This is a genomic window from Rhizobium sp. S96 (assembly GCF_030382195.1).
Classification (GTDB): domain Bacteria; phylum Pseudomonadota; class Alphaproteobacteria; order Rhizobiales; family Rhizobiaceae; genus Rhizobium.
On the sequence record NZ_JAUDRY010000004.1, the window covers coordinates 75,126 to 90,533 of the forward strand.

At 58.9% G+C, this 15,408-nt stretch carries 15 protein-coding genes, 3 tRNA genes and 1 riboswitch; of the genes, 3 read left to right on the forward strand and 15 right to left on the reverse strand.

The window, feature by feature from the left end:
- Window positions 1-6: 6 nt before the first annotated feature.
- From QTL94_RS05065 to QTL94_RS05100, 8 genes are all read right to left on the reverse strand, one after another.
- Window positions 7-1,119: an NADH-quinone oxidoreductase subunit E gene (locus QTL94_RS05065; RefSeq protein ID WP_289800801.1), complete on the reverse strand. Its 1,113-nt coding sequence runs from the start codon at window positions 1,117-1,119 to the stop codon at window positions 7-9.
- 16 nt (window positions 1,120-1,135) lie between these two features.
- Window positions 1,136-1,408 carry a hypothetical protein gene (locus QTL94_RS05070; protein ID WP_289800802.1) on the reverse strand — a complete coding sequence of 91 codons (273 nt, stop codon included), beginning with the start codon at window positions 1,406-1,408 and terminating at the stop codon, window positions 1,136-1,138.
- Window positions 1,408-2,598 (reverse strand): NADH-quinone oxidoreductase subunit D, encoded by a 1,191-nt coding sequence (locus tag QTL94_RS05075; protein WP_289800803.1) that lies wholly within the window; start codon window positions 2,596-2,598, stop codon window positions 1,408-1,410. The genes QTL94_RS05070 and QTL94_RS05075 overlap by 1 nt, the downstream gene beginning before the upstream one ends.
- Before the next feature lie 72 nt (window positions 2,599-2,670).
- On the reverse strand, window positions 2,671-3,273 hold the full coding sequence (locus tag QTL94_RS05080; RefSeq protein ID WP_289800804.1) for an NADH-quinone oxidoreductase subunit C: 603 nt from the start codon (window positions 3,271-3,273) through the stop codon (window positions 2,671-2,673).
- Between the two features lie 15 nt (window positions 3,274-3,288).
- The gene (locus QTL94_RS05085) at window positions 3,289-3,873 is read right to left on the reverse strand and encodes a NuoB/complex I 20 kDa subunit family protein (RefSeq protein ID WP_056537784.1); all 585 of its coding nucleotides are present in this window, start codon (window positions 3,871-3,873) and stop codon (window positions 3,289-3,291) included.
- On the reverse strand, window positions 3,864-4,229 hold the full coding sequence (locus QTL94_RS05090) for an NADH-quinone oxidoreductase subunit A (RefSeq protein ID WP_056537832.1): 366 nt from the start codon (window positions 4,227-4,229) through the stop codon (window positions 3,864-3,866). Before QTL94_RS05090 ends, QTL94_RS05085 begins: the two co-directional genes overlap by 10 nt.
- 350 nt (window positions 4,230-4,579) lie before the next feature.
- Window positions 4,580-4,656 (reverse strand) — tRNA-Asp (locus QTL94_RS05095).
- Between the two features lie 53 nt (window positions 4,657-4,709).
- Window positions 4,710-4,786, reverse strand: a tRNA-Asp gene (locus tag QTL94_RS05100).
- A 389-nt stretch (window positions 4,787-5,175) separates the two neighbouring features.
- On the opposite strand from QTL94_RS05100, the gene QTL94_RS05105 reads away from it, so the two are divergent.
- Window positions 5,176-5,251 (forward strand) — tRNA-Val (locus tag QTL94_RS05105).
- Between the two features lie 76 nt (window positions 5,252-5,327).
- On the opposite strand, the gene QTL94_RS05110 is transcribed toward QTL94_RS05105, so the two are convergent.
- The gene (locus QTL94_RS05110; protein WP_289800805.1) at window positions 5,328-5,861 is read right to left on the reverse strand and encodes a hypothetical protein; all 534 of its coding nucleotides are present in this window, start codon (window positions 5,859-5,861) and stop codon (window positions 5,328-5,330) included.
- A 653-nt stretch (window positions 5,862-6,514) separates the two neighbouring features.
- On the opposite strand from QTL94_RS05110, the gene QTL94_RS05115 reads away from it, so the two are divergent.
- On the forward strand, window positions 6,515-7,120 hold the full coding sequence (locus QTL94_RS05115) for a class I SAM-dependent methyltransferase (protein WP_065694366.1): 606 nt from the start codon (window positions 6,515-6,517) through the stop codon (window positions 7,118-7,120).
- A 6-nt stretch (window positions 7,121-7,126) separates the two neighbouring features.
- Here the strand turns inward: QTL94_RS05115 and QTL94_RS05120 are convergent, their stop codons facing one another.
- The gene (locus QTL94_RS05120) at window positions 7,127-7,528 is read right to left on the reverse strand and encodes a (R)-mandelonitrile lyase (protein ID WP_502944104.1); all 402 of its coding nucleotides are present in this window, start codon (window positions 7,526-7,528) and stop codon (window positions 7,127-7,129) included.
- 213 nt (window positions 7,529-7,741) lie between these two features.
- On the opposite strand from QTL94_RS05120, the gene QTL94_RS05125 reads away from it, so the two are divergent.
- On the forward strand, window positions 7,742-8,728 hold the full coding sequence (locus QTL94_RS05125; RefSeq protein ID WP_289800806.1) for an aldo/keto reductase: 987 nt from the start codon (window positions 7,742-7,744) through the stop codon (window positions 8,726-8,728).
- 53 nt (window positions 8,729-8,781) lie between these two features.
- Here QTL94_RS05125 and QTL94_RS05130 read toward each other — a convergent pair whose 3' ends face one another.
- The 5 genes from QTL94_RS05130 to clpX form a co-directional block, all read right to left on the reverse strand.
- Window positions 8,782-9,384 carry an inorganic diphosphatase gene (locus tag QTL94_RS05130; RefSeq protein ID WP_083199678.1) on the reverse strand — a complete coding sequence of 201 codons (603 nt, stop codon included), beginning with the start codon at window positions 9,382-9,384 and terminating at the stop codon, window positions 8,782-8,784.
- 132 nt (window positions 9,385-9,516) lie between these two features.
- Window positions 9,517-10,419, reverse strand: a complete 903-nt coding sequence (locus QTL94_RS05135) for a DMT family transporter (RefSeq protein ID WP_289800807.1) — start codon at window positions 10,417-10,419, stop codon at window positions 9,517-9,519.
- A gap of 89 nt (window positions 10,420-10,508) precedes the next feature.
- A riboswitch (FMN riboswitch) is annotated at window positions 10,509-10,658 on the reverse strand.
- Between the two features lie 123 nt (window positions 10,659-10,781).
- Complete coding sequence (hupB, locus tag QTL94_RS05140; protein ID WP_007531759.1) at window positions 10,782-11,057, reverse strand: DNA-binding protein HupB; 276 nt, start codon at window positions 11,055-11,057, stop codon at window positions 10,782-10,784.
- A 206-nt stretch (window positions 11,058-11,263) separates the two neighbouring features.
- Window positions 11,264-13,681: an endopeptidase La gene (gene lon / locus QTL94_RS05145; protein WP_065694116.1), complete on the reverse strand. Its 2,418-nt coding sequence runs from the start codon at window positions 13,679-13,681 to the stop codon at window positions 11,264-11,266.
- Between the two features lie 414 nt (window positions 13,682-14,095).
- A complete protein-coding gene (gene clpX, locus QTL94_RS05150) occupies window positions 14,096-15,373 on the reverse strand; it encodes an ATP-dependent Clp protease ATP-binding subunit ClpX (protein WP_065694115.1) in 1,278 nt (425 codons plus the stop codon).
- Window positions 15,374-15,408 lie beyond the last annotated feature (35 nt).

Sequence of the window (15,408 nt, forward strand, 5' to 3'; positions counted from 1 at the left end):
CACCTCTTACCGCGGCTTCTTACCGAAGACCTTGATATATTCCGCTTCGCCGCCCTTGGCGAGCGCCTTGGCCTGCTTGACCCAGTCGTCACGCTCGATGCGACCCTTGAAATTCAGGTAGCCGTCGACCCATTCGCGCTCCGCCTTCTTCCAACCCGCGACTTGCGCGAAGGTGAAGATGCCGAGTTCGTGGAGCGTACCCTCGATCTTCGGGCCAACGCCGGAGATCAACTTCAGATCGTCAGGAGTGGCCGGCTTCTCGATGCCCGCCGGACGATTCTTGTCGCTCAGCGAAGGCTTGCCGGCGTCAGCCGCAGCCTGTTCTTCGACCGCCTTGACGTTCTTCGCGGCAGCCTTGGGCGCCGTAGCAGGCGTCTTCAGGGCCGCGTTGGTTTCGGCGTCGGTGCTCTTCGGACGAGCCGCTTCGGACGGAGGAACGGGCGCAGCGTCAACCTTGGCGGTTGCTGCTTCTGCAACAACCTTCTTGGCGGATGCCTTCTTCTTCGGCTCTTCGTCGGTCAGGCTCGTCGGGCCGCCTTCGGGCGACGAGAAATGACGATCAATCTGCGGGCCGGGCGTGATGCTCGCGCCGTTGCCTGCTTCAAACGTGTCGATGATCTCACCCAGACGCTCTGGTGTCAGATCCTCGTAAGTGTCCTTGCCGATCATGACCATCGGTGCATTGACGCAGGCCCCGAGACATTCGACTTCTTCCCAGGACAGCGTGCCTTCAGCATTCCGTTCGAAGGGATGATGGTGGATCTTGCTCTTGCAGACCGACATCAGACCTTCCGAACCACGCAGCATGCAGGGCGTGGTGCCGCAAACCTGGATGTGCGCACGCGTTCCCACAGGAGCCAGCTGGAACTGGGTGTAGAATGTCGCGACCTCGAGGACGCGGATATAGGCCATGTCGAGCATGTCGGCGACCTTCTCGATCGCTGCACGCGTAACCCAACCATCCTGCTCCTGCGCCCGCATCAACAGCGGAATGACCGCGGATTGCTGACGGCCTGCGGGATATTTCTGGATCGTCTTATCCGCCCAGGCTGCGTTCTCGTCATTGAAGGCGAACGCGGCTGGCTGGAATTGATCTTCGGCTAATCGACGAACGGACATTCTTCCTCACGCCTTGTCAGTTTAGGGCGCCACACTGCGAGGCGGTCAGAGACTTCATCTCGCAAGCATAGGCCGACTGGTCTTTTTGCAAAAACACAACGAACTTGCCGCCGTTTGGAACGGCGGCCTTGATTTCATACCCCTTGGACAACAGGTCGCCCATCGAGGTCTTTGCTGCCGGCGCCGTCGGTGCTTCCTGACCCAGCTTGAGGCCAAGCCCACCGGCTTCCTGAGCGAATGCTCCGGAAGCCGAGAGAAGAACGATGGAGACGAGCGGCAGCAAACGCATCAGCGGTCTACCTCACCGAACACGATGTCGAGCGAACCGAGAACAGCCGTCACGTCCGCAAGCATGTGACCCTTGCAGAGGAAGTCCATCGCCTGCAGATGGGCGTAGCCCGGGGCGCGGATCTTGCAGCGGTACGGCTTGTTGCTGCCATCGGAGACGACATAGACGCCGAACTCGCCCTTCGGCGCTTCGACGGCGGCGTACACTTCGCCGGCCGGAACGTGGTAGCCTTCTGTATAGAGCTTGAAGTGATGGATGAGCGCTTCCATCGACCGCTTCATCTCGCCGCGCTTCGGCGGAACGACCTTACCGTCGATCGACGAGACCGGACCGGTCTTGGCGCTGCCCATCAGGCGCTCGACGCACTGCTTCATGATGCGAACCGACTGGCGCATCTCGATCATCCGGATCAGGTAACGGTCGTAGCAGTCGCCATTCTTGCCGATCGCAATGTCGAATTCCAGATCGTTGTAGCACTCGTAAGGCTGCGAGCGACGCAGGTCCCAGGCAGCGCCGGAACCGCGAACCATCACGCCCGAGAAGCCCCAGGACCAGGCATCAGCCAGCGACACGACGCCGATATCGACGTTACGCTGCTTGAAGATGCGGTTATCGGTCAGAAGGCCTTCGATATCATCGAGGATCTTGAGGAATGGATCGCACCACTTGCCGATATCCTCGACAAGCTCCGGCGGGATGTCCTGGTGGACGCCACCCGGACGGAAATAGGCCGAGTGCATACGCGCGCCGCAGGCACGCTCGTAGAACACCATCAGCTTTTCGCGCTCTTCGAAGCCCCAGACCGGCGGCGTCATCGCCCCGACGTCCATGGCCTGTGTCGTCACGTTCATGATGTGCGACAAGATTCGGCCAATTTCGGAGTACAGAACTCGAATCAGCTGACCGCGAATCGGAATTTCGAGCTTCAGCATCTTTTCGACGGCGAGCGCGAAAGCGTGTTCCTGGTTCATCGGCGCGACGTAGTCGAGACGATCGAAATAAGGAACAGCCTGAAGATAGGTCTTCGATTCGATCAGCTTCTCGGTGCCGCGGTGCAGCAGACCGATATGCGGATCGACGCGCTCGATGATTTCGCCATCGAGTTCAAGCACGAGACGCAGCACGCCGTGCGCGGACGGGTGCTCCGGTCCGAAGTTGATCGTAAAGTTGCGAACGTTATGTTCAGTCATAGCGACGCGCTCCGCGCTGGCAATTGGCATGAGACGGCGAACAGAGAGGCTTCAAGACAGTCGAGCCTCATCTCAATTCGCAGCCTTCTCGTCTCCCGGAAGTACGTAGTCGGTGCCTTCCCACGGGGACGTGAAATCGAAATTGCGGAATTCCTGCTTCAGCTCGACGGGTTCGTAGACGACGCGCTTGGCGGCATCGTCATAACGCACCTCGACGTAACCTGTCGTCGGGAAGTCCTTGCGGAGCGGATGACCTTCAAAGCCGTAGTCAGTGAGGATGCGGCGGAGGTCGGCATGGCCGGAGAACGGAATGCCGTACATGTCCCAGGCTTCACGCTCGAACCACTCAGCACCCATGTAGACTGATGTAGCTGATGGAACCGACTCACCATCGGCGACAGCAACCTTCACGCGGATGCGCAGGTTCTGCTTCGGCGACAGGAGGTGATACACGACATCGAAACGCTTCTCACGCTGCGGCCAGTCGACGCCGCAGATATCGATCATGCTGATGAAGCCGCAACGGGCGTCGTCACGCAGGAACGTCAGCAGCGCCAGAATCGTTTCCGGCGTAGCAGTTACGTTCAGCTCGTCGTAGCTGATGGATGCATCAAGAAAGAGGTCGCCACGCATCTCGCGGAGATACGAGGACAGTTCGCTCAAGGCTTCACTCATGACAGTCCTCCGCCCTTAGCGCTCAATCGTTCCGGTTCGACGGATCTTCTTCTGCAGAAGCAGCACCCCGTAGAGCAGCGCTTCTGCCGTGGGGGGACAGCCCGGCACGTAGATATCGACAGGAACGACACGGTCGCAACCACGCACGACCGAATAAGAATAGTGATAGTAGCCACCGCCGTTTGCGCAGGAGCCCATCGAGATGACGTAACGCGGCTCAGGCATCTGGTCATAGACCTTGCGAAGCGCGGGCGCCATCTTGTTGGTCAGCGTACCGGCAACGATCATGACGTCGGACTGGCGCGGCGAAGCGCGCGGAGCAACACCGAAGCGCTCCATGTCATAACGCGGACCGGAGACCTGCATCAGGCCTTCGACGGCGCAGCAGGCCAGACCGAACTGCATCCACATCAACGAGCCCGTACGGGCCCAGGTGATCAGATCGCGCGTGGAGGTAACGAGAAAGCCCTTGTCAGCCAATTCATCGTTGATCTCACCGAAGAAGGCGCTGTCGTTGCCGATCGGCTTGCCCGTAGCCGGGTCGATCACGCCTTTCGGATGCGGCGCAACGAGCGCCTTGTCGCTTGGGGCTACTCCCATTCCAGGGCTCCCTTTTTCCATTCATAAATAAAGCCGATGGTCAGCACGCCAAGGAAGACCATCATGGACCAGAAGCCGAACCAGCCGATCGCGCCGAACGAAACGGCCCAAGGGAAGAGGAAGGCGACTTCGAGGTCGAAGATGATGAAGAGAATCGACACCAGATAGAAGCGGATATCGAACTTCATGCGAGCGTCGTCGAATGCGTTGAAGCCGCATTCAAAAGCCGAAAGCTTTTCCGAATCAGGCGCCTTGTAGGCAACGGCGAACGGCGCAATGAGCAGCGACAGGCCGATTACAAGGGCGATAGCAATGAAAATGGCGATCGGAATATAGGAACTGAGCAGTCCAGTCATCAGGTTCATCCCTGCTTGCCGGCTGCGCCGGGAGGCGCGAATGGGCATTTGCCCGGCAAGCGAACGTGCGTTGCAACAACGCCGTGGTTAGCGCAGCCAGAGCCACGGCGCAAGACTTTTAGAGGGTCAATTCGAATAGTCGACGCGCGACTTTACCAAGCAGATGCAATGATGTCGCGACAAATCCACAGAAGTTGATTCAGGCGCATGCCAGCCCATCCGATATTGCATGGCTTATCGCGGAAACAGACAGGGAAATCGGTCGACCGCATGCGGCAAAAGTCAATAAAGGCCGGGGCAAGAAAGCCCGGAACCTTGATGTATTGGAGAACATTTCCTGAAGAAAGAAATGGCGCGAGTGACGGGGCTCGAACCCGCGACCTCCGGCGTGACAGGCCGGCACTCTAACCGACTGAGCTACACCCGCGCATAACAGACACCAAGCTTGCCGGACGATGCCTTTCAGCATCTGCATTGAAATGGCGCGAGTGACGGGGCTCGAACCCGCGACCTCCGGCGTGACAGGCCGGCACTCTAACCGACTGAGCTACACCCGCATTCATTTCAAGCAATCCGGAGGCTTTCGCATCCTTGTCAAAGCAGCATTGCCGCTTCGATGAGCGGCTAACTAAGGGGTTCGCATTTGAGTGTCAAGCAGGTTTGGAGACAAAACGATGACAGTTTGCGAATTGTTTGTGGGAGACGAAAAACGAGATGAATCGCTCCCCTTCTATATAAGGGGCCCCTCGCATCGATTTTGGCTGCCGCATCAACCGACCGTCGTCGCGGCCGGTTTTTTTCCACAGGCAGAATCCGCGCACAACCAAGGCAAATGACGATCCGCCTTCAAAAAAATCAAAAAATCTTCACAAACACTCTTGCGGTTTGTCCGCGATCCGCATAGATCACGGCCACCGACGCGGCGGACATGATCCGCACAGCGAGCGGGCGATTAGCTCAGTTGGTAGAGCGCCTCGTTTACACCGAGGATGTCGGGAGTTCGAGTCTCTCATCGCCCACCATTTTCCTCCCTTTTTGGCCGCATATTTCAATACCGAAGCGTCATGCCCCCGGGCGACGCGATGTGTTGTCCCCCTCCTACCCAGCGAGGGCTCTGCCGATTTCCAACGCCTTGTCCGATATCGTGCGCCCCCTTGCGCTTGGGTGGCAAACGACGGTGTGAGAAATACCGTGCCGCCGACATGCTGCCGTGGCGACGCCTCCGAGAGCGATAACACGTCTCCCCGAAAGCTCGTGCCGTGTAACTTGGTCGAACGAGATATCCACATTGGCGCGCGAAATGCCTTCCGATCGCTGTTCCTTGGGCAGTAAATGAAATGCCTGAGTGACGTAGATGTGTGAGCGGGTGAGACCCGACTCAACGAGGGCTTGGCCTAAGACCTTGTTGAAGAGAATGCCGGGGAGGAACCCGAGCTTGGTCAAGATTGCATGATGTTGGGTGATTGACGGCACATCCAGCCAGTGCAGCGCAAGCAGCACGGGACCGGTCTTAGACCGAGATGATATCTGGTAGGGGCTTACCCAGTCCCCATCAAAGCCAACATCTGCAAGTGTCGCAAAGCCGTCTATACGCAGCTGTCTCCGACGCTCACCGATTTCTTGGTAGTCCATCGCGCGCCCTCACCCATGTCGCTTCATATCGAACTCTGCAGCCACGACGACGTCAATGGAAATCCGCACCCACCGCTTCGTCAGCAATACGCACCGAAGCCGCTGTACCGAACGGCCCGGAGAGCAACACCCCTACAGGACTGCCAGTTGGCTGTACGCGGTTGATAGAACAGCGATATTCGAGTAGGGGCGAAGTGGTTGGAAAAATGAGCCTCGGAAACGCAGCGCGATGAAGAGAGATTCGCCTTCTCTTGCGCGTGGTGCATCTTACCTGCTCGCCGATTCGTAGCCGGTGCTGGGCGAATGGCCTCGCTGGAGGCTTGCCGACGCGAGAGTACGAATAAACGAGCTTCCCTAGTTGACGAGGACCGCCTTCTTTCCTTTCGATAATTTCGCGATGAAGGACACACCTTCTGGAATGCTAGAGCAACGATCTGAAAGGGAATCTAAAAGGGCCTGCATTTTCTCTCGCTGTTGCGCCCTGGCGCCAAACGGTGGGAACCGGAAGTGTAACGCGGCGCTCGCATCTTCCGCCTCACCCACCCATGACGGCCCATGGGGTAGCCAAGCGGCCGCCCGGTTGGCTATATGAGCATCTTGCTTCCGGCCGCGCCGGCGGGGAGCCCACAGGCATCATCATCCGAGATATCATCATGAAAACACGCGAAGAACGGCAGGCACAAAGGGCGAGCATGCCGAGGACGCAGCTTGCTGCCCATCACATGGAAAATGCGCGGCTGCTGCCGGATCGCGGCGAATTGCTCTATCGCATTCCGAATGGCGGCATCGGCGTCGAGGTCGGGGCGGCATTCGGCGAGTACACCGCCGAGATTCTGGAGAAGAATCGCCCGGCGCAACTTTATCTCATCGATCCGTGGAGCATGGATCGCTACAGCTCCGGCCTCGACCAGATCCATACCCAGTTCAAGCAGCAGATCGATAGCGGCCAGCTGCACCTGATGCAGGGCACGTCGCTCGAAAAGCTTGCCGAGTTCGAAGACGACTTTCTCGATTGGGCCTATATCGACACCGACCACTCGTTCGAACTGACATGGCAGGAGCTTCTGCTCTGCGAGAAGAAGGTCAAACGGACCGGCCGGATTGCCGGCCATGATTTCTGCACCGGCAACACGGTCAAGCCGATCGTTTACGGCGTGGTCGAGGCCGTCACGAAATTCTGCAAGGACTATGGCTGGCAATTCGAGTTCCTGACGGTCGAATCGCACGCTCACTTTTCCTATTGCCTGAAGCGGCTCTGAACCGCCTCAGGCCTTTCCCGCATATTGCTCGTCGCTGACTTGTTCCATCCAGTCAGCGGCCTTGCCATCCAGGGCCTCGTGGATGGCGATATGGGTCATGGCAGTATCCGGCGCGGCGCCGTGCCAATGCTTTTCACCAGGCGCGAACCACACGGAGTCGCCGGCGCGGATTTCCTGAAGCGGGCCGCCCCAGCTTTGCGCCAGGCCCTTGCCTGATGTGATGATCAGCGTTTGCCCCAATGGGTGGGTGTGCCATGCGGTGCGGGCGCCCGGCTCGAAAGTCACGCTGACGGCCCTGACCCGTGCCGGCTCGGGGGTATCCATCAGTGGGTCCTGACGCACGGCACCGGTGAAGTATTCGGCAGGCGCCTTCATCGAAGGCCTGCTTCCGACGGGTTTGATCTCCACTGCACGCTCCCTTGCGAATTGAACTCAACGTTATCGTCCGATCGTAGGATATAGATCGCCACCGTCCAAGGGACAGGACGCCTGGGACGGCCAAGGCTCTCCATAAAATAGATGCGACGCGACCCGCTGGCCGCCCTATCTTCTGCCCCGACGCTTGCCCCCTGCCCGGCTCGCTGCTAGTGCCGGGAACACTTGATCACGTGGAGGATTTTCATGAAGCAACATTCATTCGGCCATCTGCCCCATACTGTCACCAACATCGGTTTTGGCGCATGGCAGATCGGCGGCGCCTGGGGCGATGTCACGGAAGCGGACGGACGCGCAGCGCTCAACGCCGCCCTCGATGCCGGCATGACCTTCATCGACACGGCAGACGTCTATGGTGACGGGCGTTCGGAAAAGATCATCGCCGATGTGCTTGAAAGCCGTGGCGGCGAGCGCCCGATGGTGGCGACCAAAGCCGGTCGCCGGCTCGATCCGCATGTGGCCGATGGCTACACCAAGGCCAACCTCGAAAGCTTCATCGATCGTAGCCTCAAGAACCTGCGCGTCGACAGTCTGGATCTGGTTCAGCTGCACTGCCCGCCGACAGAGGTCCTTTATCGTCCCGAAGTCTTCGAAGGGCTGAACGAACTGCAGAAGGCCGGCAAGATCCGGGGCTACGGCGTCAGCGTTGAAAAGGTCGAGGAAGCGTTGAAGGCGATCGAATATCCCGGCGTCGTCAGCATCCAGATCATCTACAATATCTTCCGCCAGCGACCGGATCATCTGTTCTTCCAGGAAGCGCGCCGCAAGAACATCGCCGTCATCGCCCGCGTGCCGCTGGCAAGCGGCCTTCTCTCCGGCAAGATCAACCGGGAAACGACGTTCGCGAGCGACGACCACCGCAACTTCAACCGTCACGGCGAAGCCTTCGACGTCGGCGAAACGTTTGCCGGTGTGCCTTTCGAGGTTGGCCTTCAAGCCGTCGAGGAAGTGCGCAAGCTGGTTCCGGCCGGCGCCTCCATGGCCGCATTCGCGCTTCGCTGGATCCTGATGAGCGACGCCGTCACCGTCGTGATCCCCGGCGCTCGCAATGCCGAGCAGGCCAAAGCCAACGCGGCCGCGGCCAGCCTTGCGCCGCTTTCGCAGGACGTCATGGATGCCACCCGCGAGATCTACGAGCGGCTGATCGGGCCGCACGTGCATCAGCGCTGGTAGATACAAAAATGGCCGGGCAAAACCCGGCCATTTCTTTGAGCGTGCGGCTCGAATTACTTCTTGTCGGCATAGGCCTTGATGGCGGTGGCGACTTCCGACTGCGCCTTCTCGGCATTTTCAAAGCCGTTCAGCTCGACGACCTTGCGCTTTGCCGGAAGCTGCTTGTAGACGCGGAAGAAGGCCTGCAGGCGCTCCTGCTCGATCTCCGGAAGATCGGTGATTTCCTTGACCTTGTCGTAGGTCGGATCGATGTCGGTCGTCGGCACGGCAACAATCTTGTCGTCGACCTCGCCACCGTCGATCATCTTCAGCACACCGATCGCGCGCACCCGGATGATTGCGCCGGGAGCGACCGGTTCGCGTGTGTAGACGATCGCGTCGAGCGGATCACCGTCACCGCCGAGCGAGCTGGTGATCGAGCCATAGTTGGCCGGATAGGCCACCGGCATCGACTGGAAGCGGTCAACGACGATGTGGCCGGTATCGGCGTCGATCTCGTACTTGATGATGCTTCCCTGCGGGATCTCGATCGCCGTGAAGAACTCCTTGCTGTCATCCTTCGGCTGCGGAAAATCGAGATAGGAAACATAGTCTGCAGCGGCTGCGATACCTGCGGTCAAAAGCAAGGCTGCTGCGGTGGAAAAAATCGTCTTCACTATGGATACCCCCATTGGCGCTATAAGAAACGCACTCCGCCTAGGGGGGTGAGATCACAACGATATGACATTTCTGTCGGCTTCCGGAACGGGCGATAACATATGCGTGACCGCCCGCTGGTCAGCTGTGGATCAGCCGCCCGCCCGCTCCCGCTTCATTTCATTTTGCATGATGAAGATAGAGGCGCCGAGGATCAGGAAAGCACCGAGCCAGAGGTAGCCCGCCGGCGCGTAACCGAAGAACAGCCAGCCGGCCAGTACGTTCAGGGGCAGCTTGAGATCATCGAACGGCTGCACGTAAGTGGCGTCGGCCACGGTGTAGGCGAGCGTCAGGAAATACTGCGCCATGACGGTCAACAGGCCAGCCAGAACGAAGAGCACGAGGGTCATGCCGGTCGGGATGGCGAAATCCGCGGCAAGCGCCAGGCCACCATTGATCGGCGTCAGCAAGACCAGCAGCCAGACGGTGATCGTCTCTGGGCGCTCGATCCCGGTGAGGCTCTTGGTGATCAGGGACGAGGCTCCCCACAGCAACGCGGAGAGTATCGGCAGCAGGGCAGCCCAGGTAAAGGCATCCGACCACGGCTGCAGGATGATCATCGCGCCTATGAAACCGACTGCGGTCGCTGCCCAACGGGCGGTTCCAACACGTTCGCCAAGAAACAGCCGGGCGCCGAGGATGATGAAGAAGGGAGACGTCATCACCAGTGCGATCGCCTGCCAGATCTGGACAGACGCGAGCCCCGCAACCCAGGCCAGCACGCCGAAGGAGGCCAGGGCAACGCGAACGGCGTGGCGCCAGGGGTAACTGGTCCGCATGGCGGAAAGGCCGACCTTTTTCAGGAACGGCAGGGAGAACAGCAAAGCGAATGCATATTGCCAGAAAGCGGCTGATGCGGAGGGAAACGCCAGCTTCATCGTCAGCCACTGCGTGATGACGTTGAGGATCGCGAAAGCGATCCCTGCAAGTACCATCCAGCCGGCGCCGGCAAGCGCGCGCGACTTGGAAGCGGTCAATGGGGAAGTCTGATTCATGTCATTCATCCGAAACAAGGGACCAACACAAATCAGGACGCATGAGCGCCGATATCACGCGTCGGCATCGGCCTTCGCGATCAAACGACGTTCATTCTCTTTCATCCGGACTATGACCGTCGGCTCCGGAATTGCACCGGATCTGCTGACCCTTTCCGACGTGGCCGGAAAAGCGCTCGCGGGCTCAAGCAGATGCTCTTACCGCCGGTGGGGACTTTCACCCCGCCCTGAGAACATCAATGGCGTAAAACAAAGTCGCAAGATCAGCAAGGTCATAAAAACGCGAAAAGGGTCCAGCTTGCGCCGAACCCTCTAAAACCTGTGCCGCCGGCCTCGTTGTCCGGCAGCCAAGTCAAATCCAATCAGCCGTTGACGGCATCCTTCAGGCCCTTGCCGGGCGTGAACTTCGGCACGTTGCGAGCCGGGATATCGACTTCAGCGCCGGTGGACGGGTTGCGGCCCTTGGTGGCTGCGCGATGGGAAACGGTGAAGCTACCGAAACCAGCGAGGCGAACGTCGCCCTTGCCCTTGAGTTCAGCCTGGACAACTTCGAAAACTGCGTCAACTGCGGAAGCAGCATCGGTCTTCGAGAGTCCTGCCTTTTCGGCAACTGCGGACACGAGTTCATTCTTGTTCATGTTTCCACCCCTTTCTAAATGGTTCGAAACGACTCAAATCTATAAGCTGGCACAGAATAAGGTTCATCAGGCCCGCCGCACCCCAAAGACCCTGCAAATCAAGGAAATGCAAGCGTCTACACATGGTTTTCACAAAAAAAGGCTGGCGAAAACGCCAGCCTTTTCAGGGTTTTTAAGCAATTGGGCACGAATGTGGCAAACAAGGCTCAGTGAGCTATGGTTGCGCCAGTTTCATCGAGCCCTTCGACCGTCGCGATGACCGGCGTTTCCACCGTTCCATCCCACTCGATCGGCTCCGGTCTGCGGACCAGGGCATGCTTGATCACCTCGCCCATGCGGGAAACGGGGATGATCTCCATGTTGTTCTTCACGTTATCCGGAATCTCCGCCAAGTCCTTGGCGTTCTCTTCCGGGATCAGCACCTTCTTGATACCGCCGCGAAGCGCTGCAAGCAGCTTTTCCTTCAGACCACCGATCGGCAGTACGCGACCGCGCAGGGTGATTTCACCCGTCATTGCCACGTTCTTGTCGACCGGAATACCGGTCATGATCGAGACGATCGCGGTTGCCATGGCAACACCGGCCGACGGGCCATCCTTCGGCGTCGCACCTTCCGGCACATGCACGTGGATGTCGCTCTTGTCGAAGCGCGGAGGCTCGATGCCGAAATCGACAGCGCGCGAGCGGACGTAAGATGCCGCCGCCGAAATCGATTCCTTCATGACTTCCTTCAGGTTGCCGGTCACGGTCATGCGACCCTTGCCCGGCATCATGACGCCTTCGATCGTCAGCAGTTCGCCGCCGACTTCCGTCCAGGCCAGACCAGTGACGACACCGACCTGATCCTCGCGTTCGGCTTCGCCGTGGCGGAAGCGCGGAACGCCCAGATAGTCGTCGATGTTTTCGGCCGTCACATGAACGGACTTCGTCTTGCCCTTGATGATCTCGGTAACCGCCTTGCGCGCGAGCTTCATCAATTCGCGTTCGAAGTTACGGACACCGGCTTCGCGGGTGTACTGCTGGCTGATCGCCATCAGGGCATCGTCGCTGACCGAGAATTCATTCGGCTGCAGCGCATGTTCCTTGATGGCCTTCGGCAGCAGGTGCCGCTTGGCGATTTCGCGCTTTTCGTCCTCGGTGTAGCCGGCGATACGGATGACTTCCATGCGGTCCATCAGAGGCGCAGGGATATTCAGCGTATTCGCCGTCGTGATGAACATCACGTCCGACAGATCGTATTCGACCTCAAGGTAGTGGTCCATAAAGGTCGAGTTCTGTGCCGGATCGAGCACTTCGAGCAAAGCCGAAGACGGATCACCACGGAAGTCCTGGCCCATCTTGTCGATTTCATCGAGCAGGAAGAGCGGGTTGGACTTCTTCGCCTTCTTCATCGACTGGATGACCTTGCCGGGCATCGAGCCGATATAGGTGCGGCGGTGACCGCGGATTTCAGCTTCGTCGCGAACGCCGCCGAGAGCCATGCGGACATACTCACGGCCGGTCGCCTTGGCGATCGACTGGGCGAGCGAGGTCTTGCCGACACCCGGAGGGCCAACGAGGCACAGGATCGGACCCTTGATCTTGGTCGCACGAGCCTGGACAGCCAAATACTCGACGATGCGTTCCTTGACCTTGTCGAGACCGAAGTGATCGGCTTCGAGGATCTTTTCAGCGTTGTTGAGATCCGACTTGATCTTCGACTTCTTGCCCCACGGAATGCCGAGCAGCCAGTCGAGATAGTTCCGGACCACAGTCGCCTCAGCCGACATTGGGCTCATCTGCCGCAGCTTCTTCAGCTCGGCATCAGCCTTTTCGCGGGCTTCCTTCGACAGCTTGGTCTTGGAGATGCGCTCTTCCAGTTCGGCCATCTCGTCGCGGCCTTCCTCGCCGTCGCCGAGCTCCTTCTGGATCGCCTTCATCTGTTCGTTCAGGTAGTATTCGCGCTGGGTCTTCTCCATCTGGCGCTTGACGCGCGAGCGGATACGCTTCTCGACCTGAAGGACCGAGATCTCACCTTCCATGAAACCGAGCGCCTTTTCGAGGCGAGCCTTGACGCTGGTGGTTTCCAGCATCTCCTGCTTCTCGGTGATCTTGATCGACAGGTGCGAGGCAACCGTATCGGCCAACTTCGAATAGTCGTCGATCTGGCTGGCGGCGCCAACGACCTCAGGAGAGATCTTCTTGTTGAGCTTCACGTAGCTCTCGAATTCGGAGACGACCGAGCGGCTGAGCGCTTCGAGCTCGACCGGATCGTCATGCGGTTCTTCGAGAACATGGCCGAGCGCTTCGTAGAAATCCTCGCGATCGGTGTAGGTATCAATCTCGGCGCGGGCGCGCCCTTCGACCAAAACCTTCACGGTACCATCAGGAAGCTTGAGCAGCTGCAAGACGTTGGCGACGGTGCCGACGTTGTGAATGGCCGACGGTTCCGGATCATCATCGCTCGCATTGATCTGCGTGACGAGCATGATCTGCTTGTCGGAACCCATGACTTCTTCAAGCGCGCGGATCGACTTCTCACGACCAACGAACAGCGGCACGATCATATGCGGAAAAACCACGATGTCGCGCAGAGGCAAAACCGGATATGGGGTGCTGCTCGCAGCTGACGTTTTCTTCGTCATTTTATTTCCTTTCCATCGTCCCGTTGCCGGGCTCTTCTGGCACGGCCGCTTGGACCGGCCGCACTCTCACTTGAGACACAAGTGGAGGTTCTGACTACGCTTTTCAAGCAGTGCCATGGCCCGCGTCCCCCTGGACATGACAGCTATGCTACAACGGAACACCTGCACTATGGCGCGCTACGCTGGACCGGCGCTGACCACTTCCGAACCGACTAAAATACAAAGTCGAAACACACCAACGGAATCATTCCATAATTGCCAAGGGCGCGTGAATTCGCAACGGCAACGGAGGTGGTTTCGGACTTCATAAGCAAGATTTATCAGTGCCGTGCATGGTTTTTCAAATAGAAAGGGGCCTGCCGACGGCAAGCCCCTAAAAATCACGCTTCGTATCGTAAAGACATCGATAAGGCGTTAGGCCGAGGCGTTCGCCTTTTCGTCCTGACGATCCGCGTAGATGTACAGCGGACGGGCTGAGCCGCGTACGACCTCGTCGGAAATCACGACCTCGCGTACACCTTCCAGGGTCGGAAGTTCGAACATCGTGTCGAGCAGGATCTTTTCCATGATCGAACGAAGACCGCGGGCGCCGGTCTTACGGGTGATCGCTTTGCGGGCGATTTCGCGAAGAGCGTCCTCGTGGAAGGTCAGTTCCACGTCTTCCATCTCGAACAGGCGCTGATACTGCTTGATGAGCGCGTTCTTCGGTTCCGACAGGATCTGGATCAGCGCATCCTCGTCGAGATCTTCGAGGGTTGCCAGAACCGGCAGACGACCGATGAACTCGGGGATGAGGCCGAACTTGACCAGATCTTCCGGCTCGAGCTCGCGCAGCACTTCGCCAACGCGGCGATCGTCCTGAGCCTTCACCGTCGCGCCGAAGCCGATCGAGGTCTTCTCGCCGCGAGCGGAGATGATCTTGTCGAGACCAGCAAACGCACCGCCGCAGATGAACAGGATGTTCGTCGTGTCGACCTGCAGGAATTCCTGCTGCGGATGCTTGCGGCCGCCCTGCGGCGGTACCGAGGCAACGGTGCCTTCCATGATCTTCAGAAGCGCCTGCTGAACGCCCTCGCCCGACACGTCGCGGGTGATCGAAGGATTGTCCGACTTGCGCGAGATCTTGTCGACTTCGTCGATGTAGACGATACCGCGCTGCGCACGCTCGACGTTGTAGTCGGCAGCCTGCAGAAGCTTCAGGATGATGTTTTCGACGTCTTCACCGACATAGCCGGCTTCCGTCAGCGTCGTCGCATCGGCCATTGTGAAGGGAACGTCGATGATGCGAGCGAGCGTCTGGGCGAGATAGGTCTTGCCGCAACCGGTCGGACCGACCAGCATGATGTTCGACTTCGCCAGCTCGACTTCGCCGTTCTTCGACGCATGTGCGAGGCGCTTGTAATGGTTGTGAACGGCAACCGACAGGATCTTCTTCGCCTGGCGCTGACCGATGACGTATTCGTCGAGAACCTTGATGATGTCCTGGGGCGTGGGAACGCCGTCGCGGGACTTGACCATCGAGGACTTGTTCTCTTCGCGAATGATGTCCATGCACAATTCGACGCATTCATCGCAGATGAAAACTGTCGGCCCGGCAATAAGCTTCCGGACTTCGTGCTGGCTCTTTCCGCAGAACGAACAATAGAGGGTGTTTTTGGAGTCGCCGCCGTTGCTGCCGCTGACCTTGCTCATATCACTTTCCTTCCAGCACGCCGCATTTCAAGGTG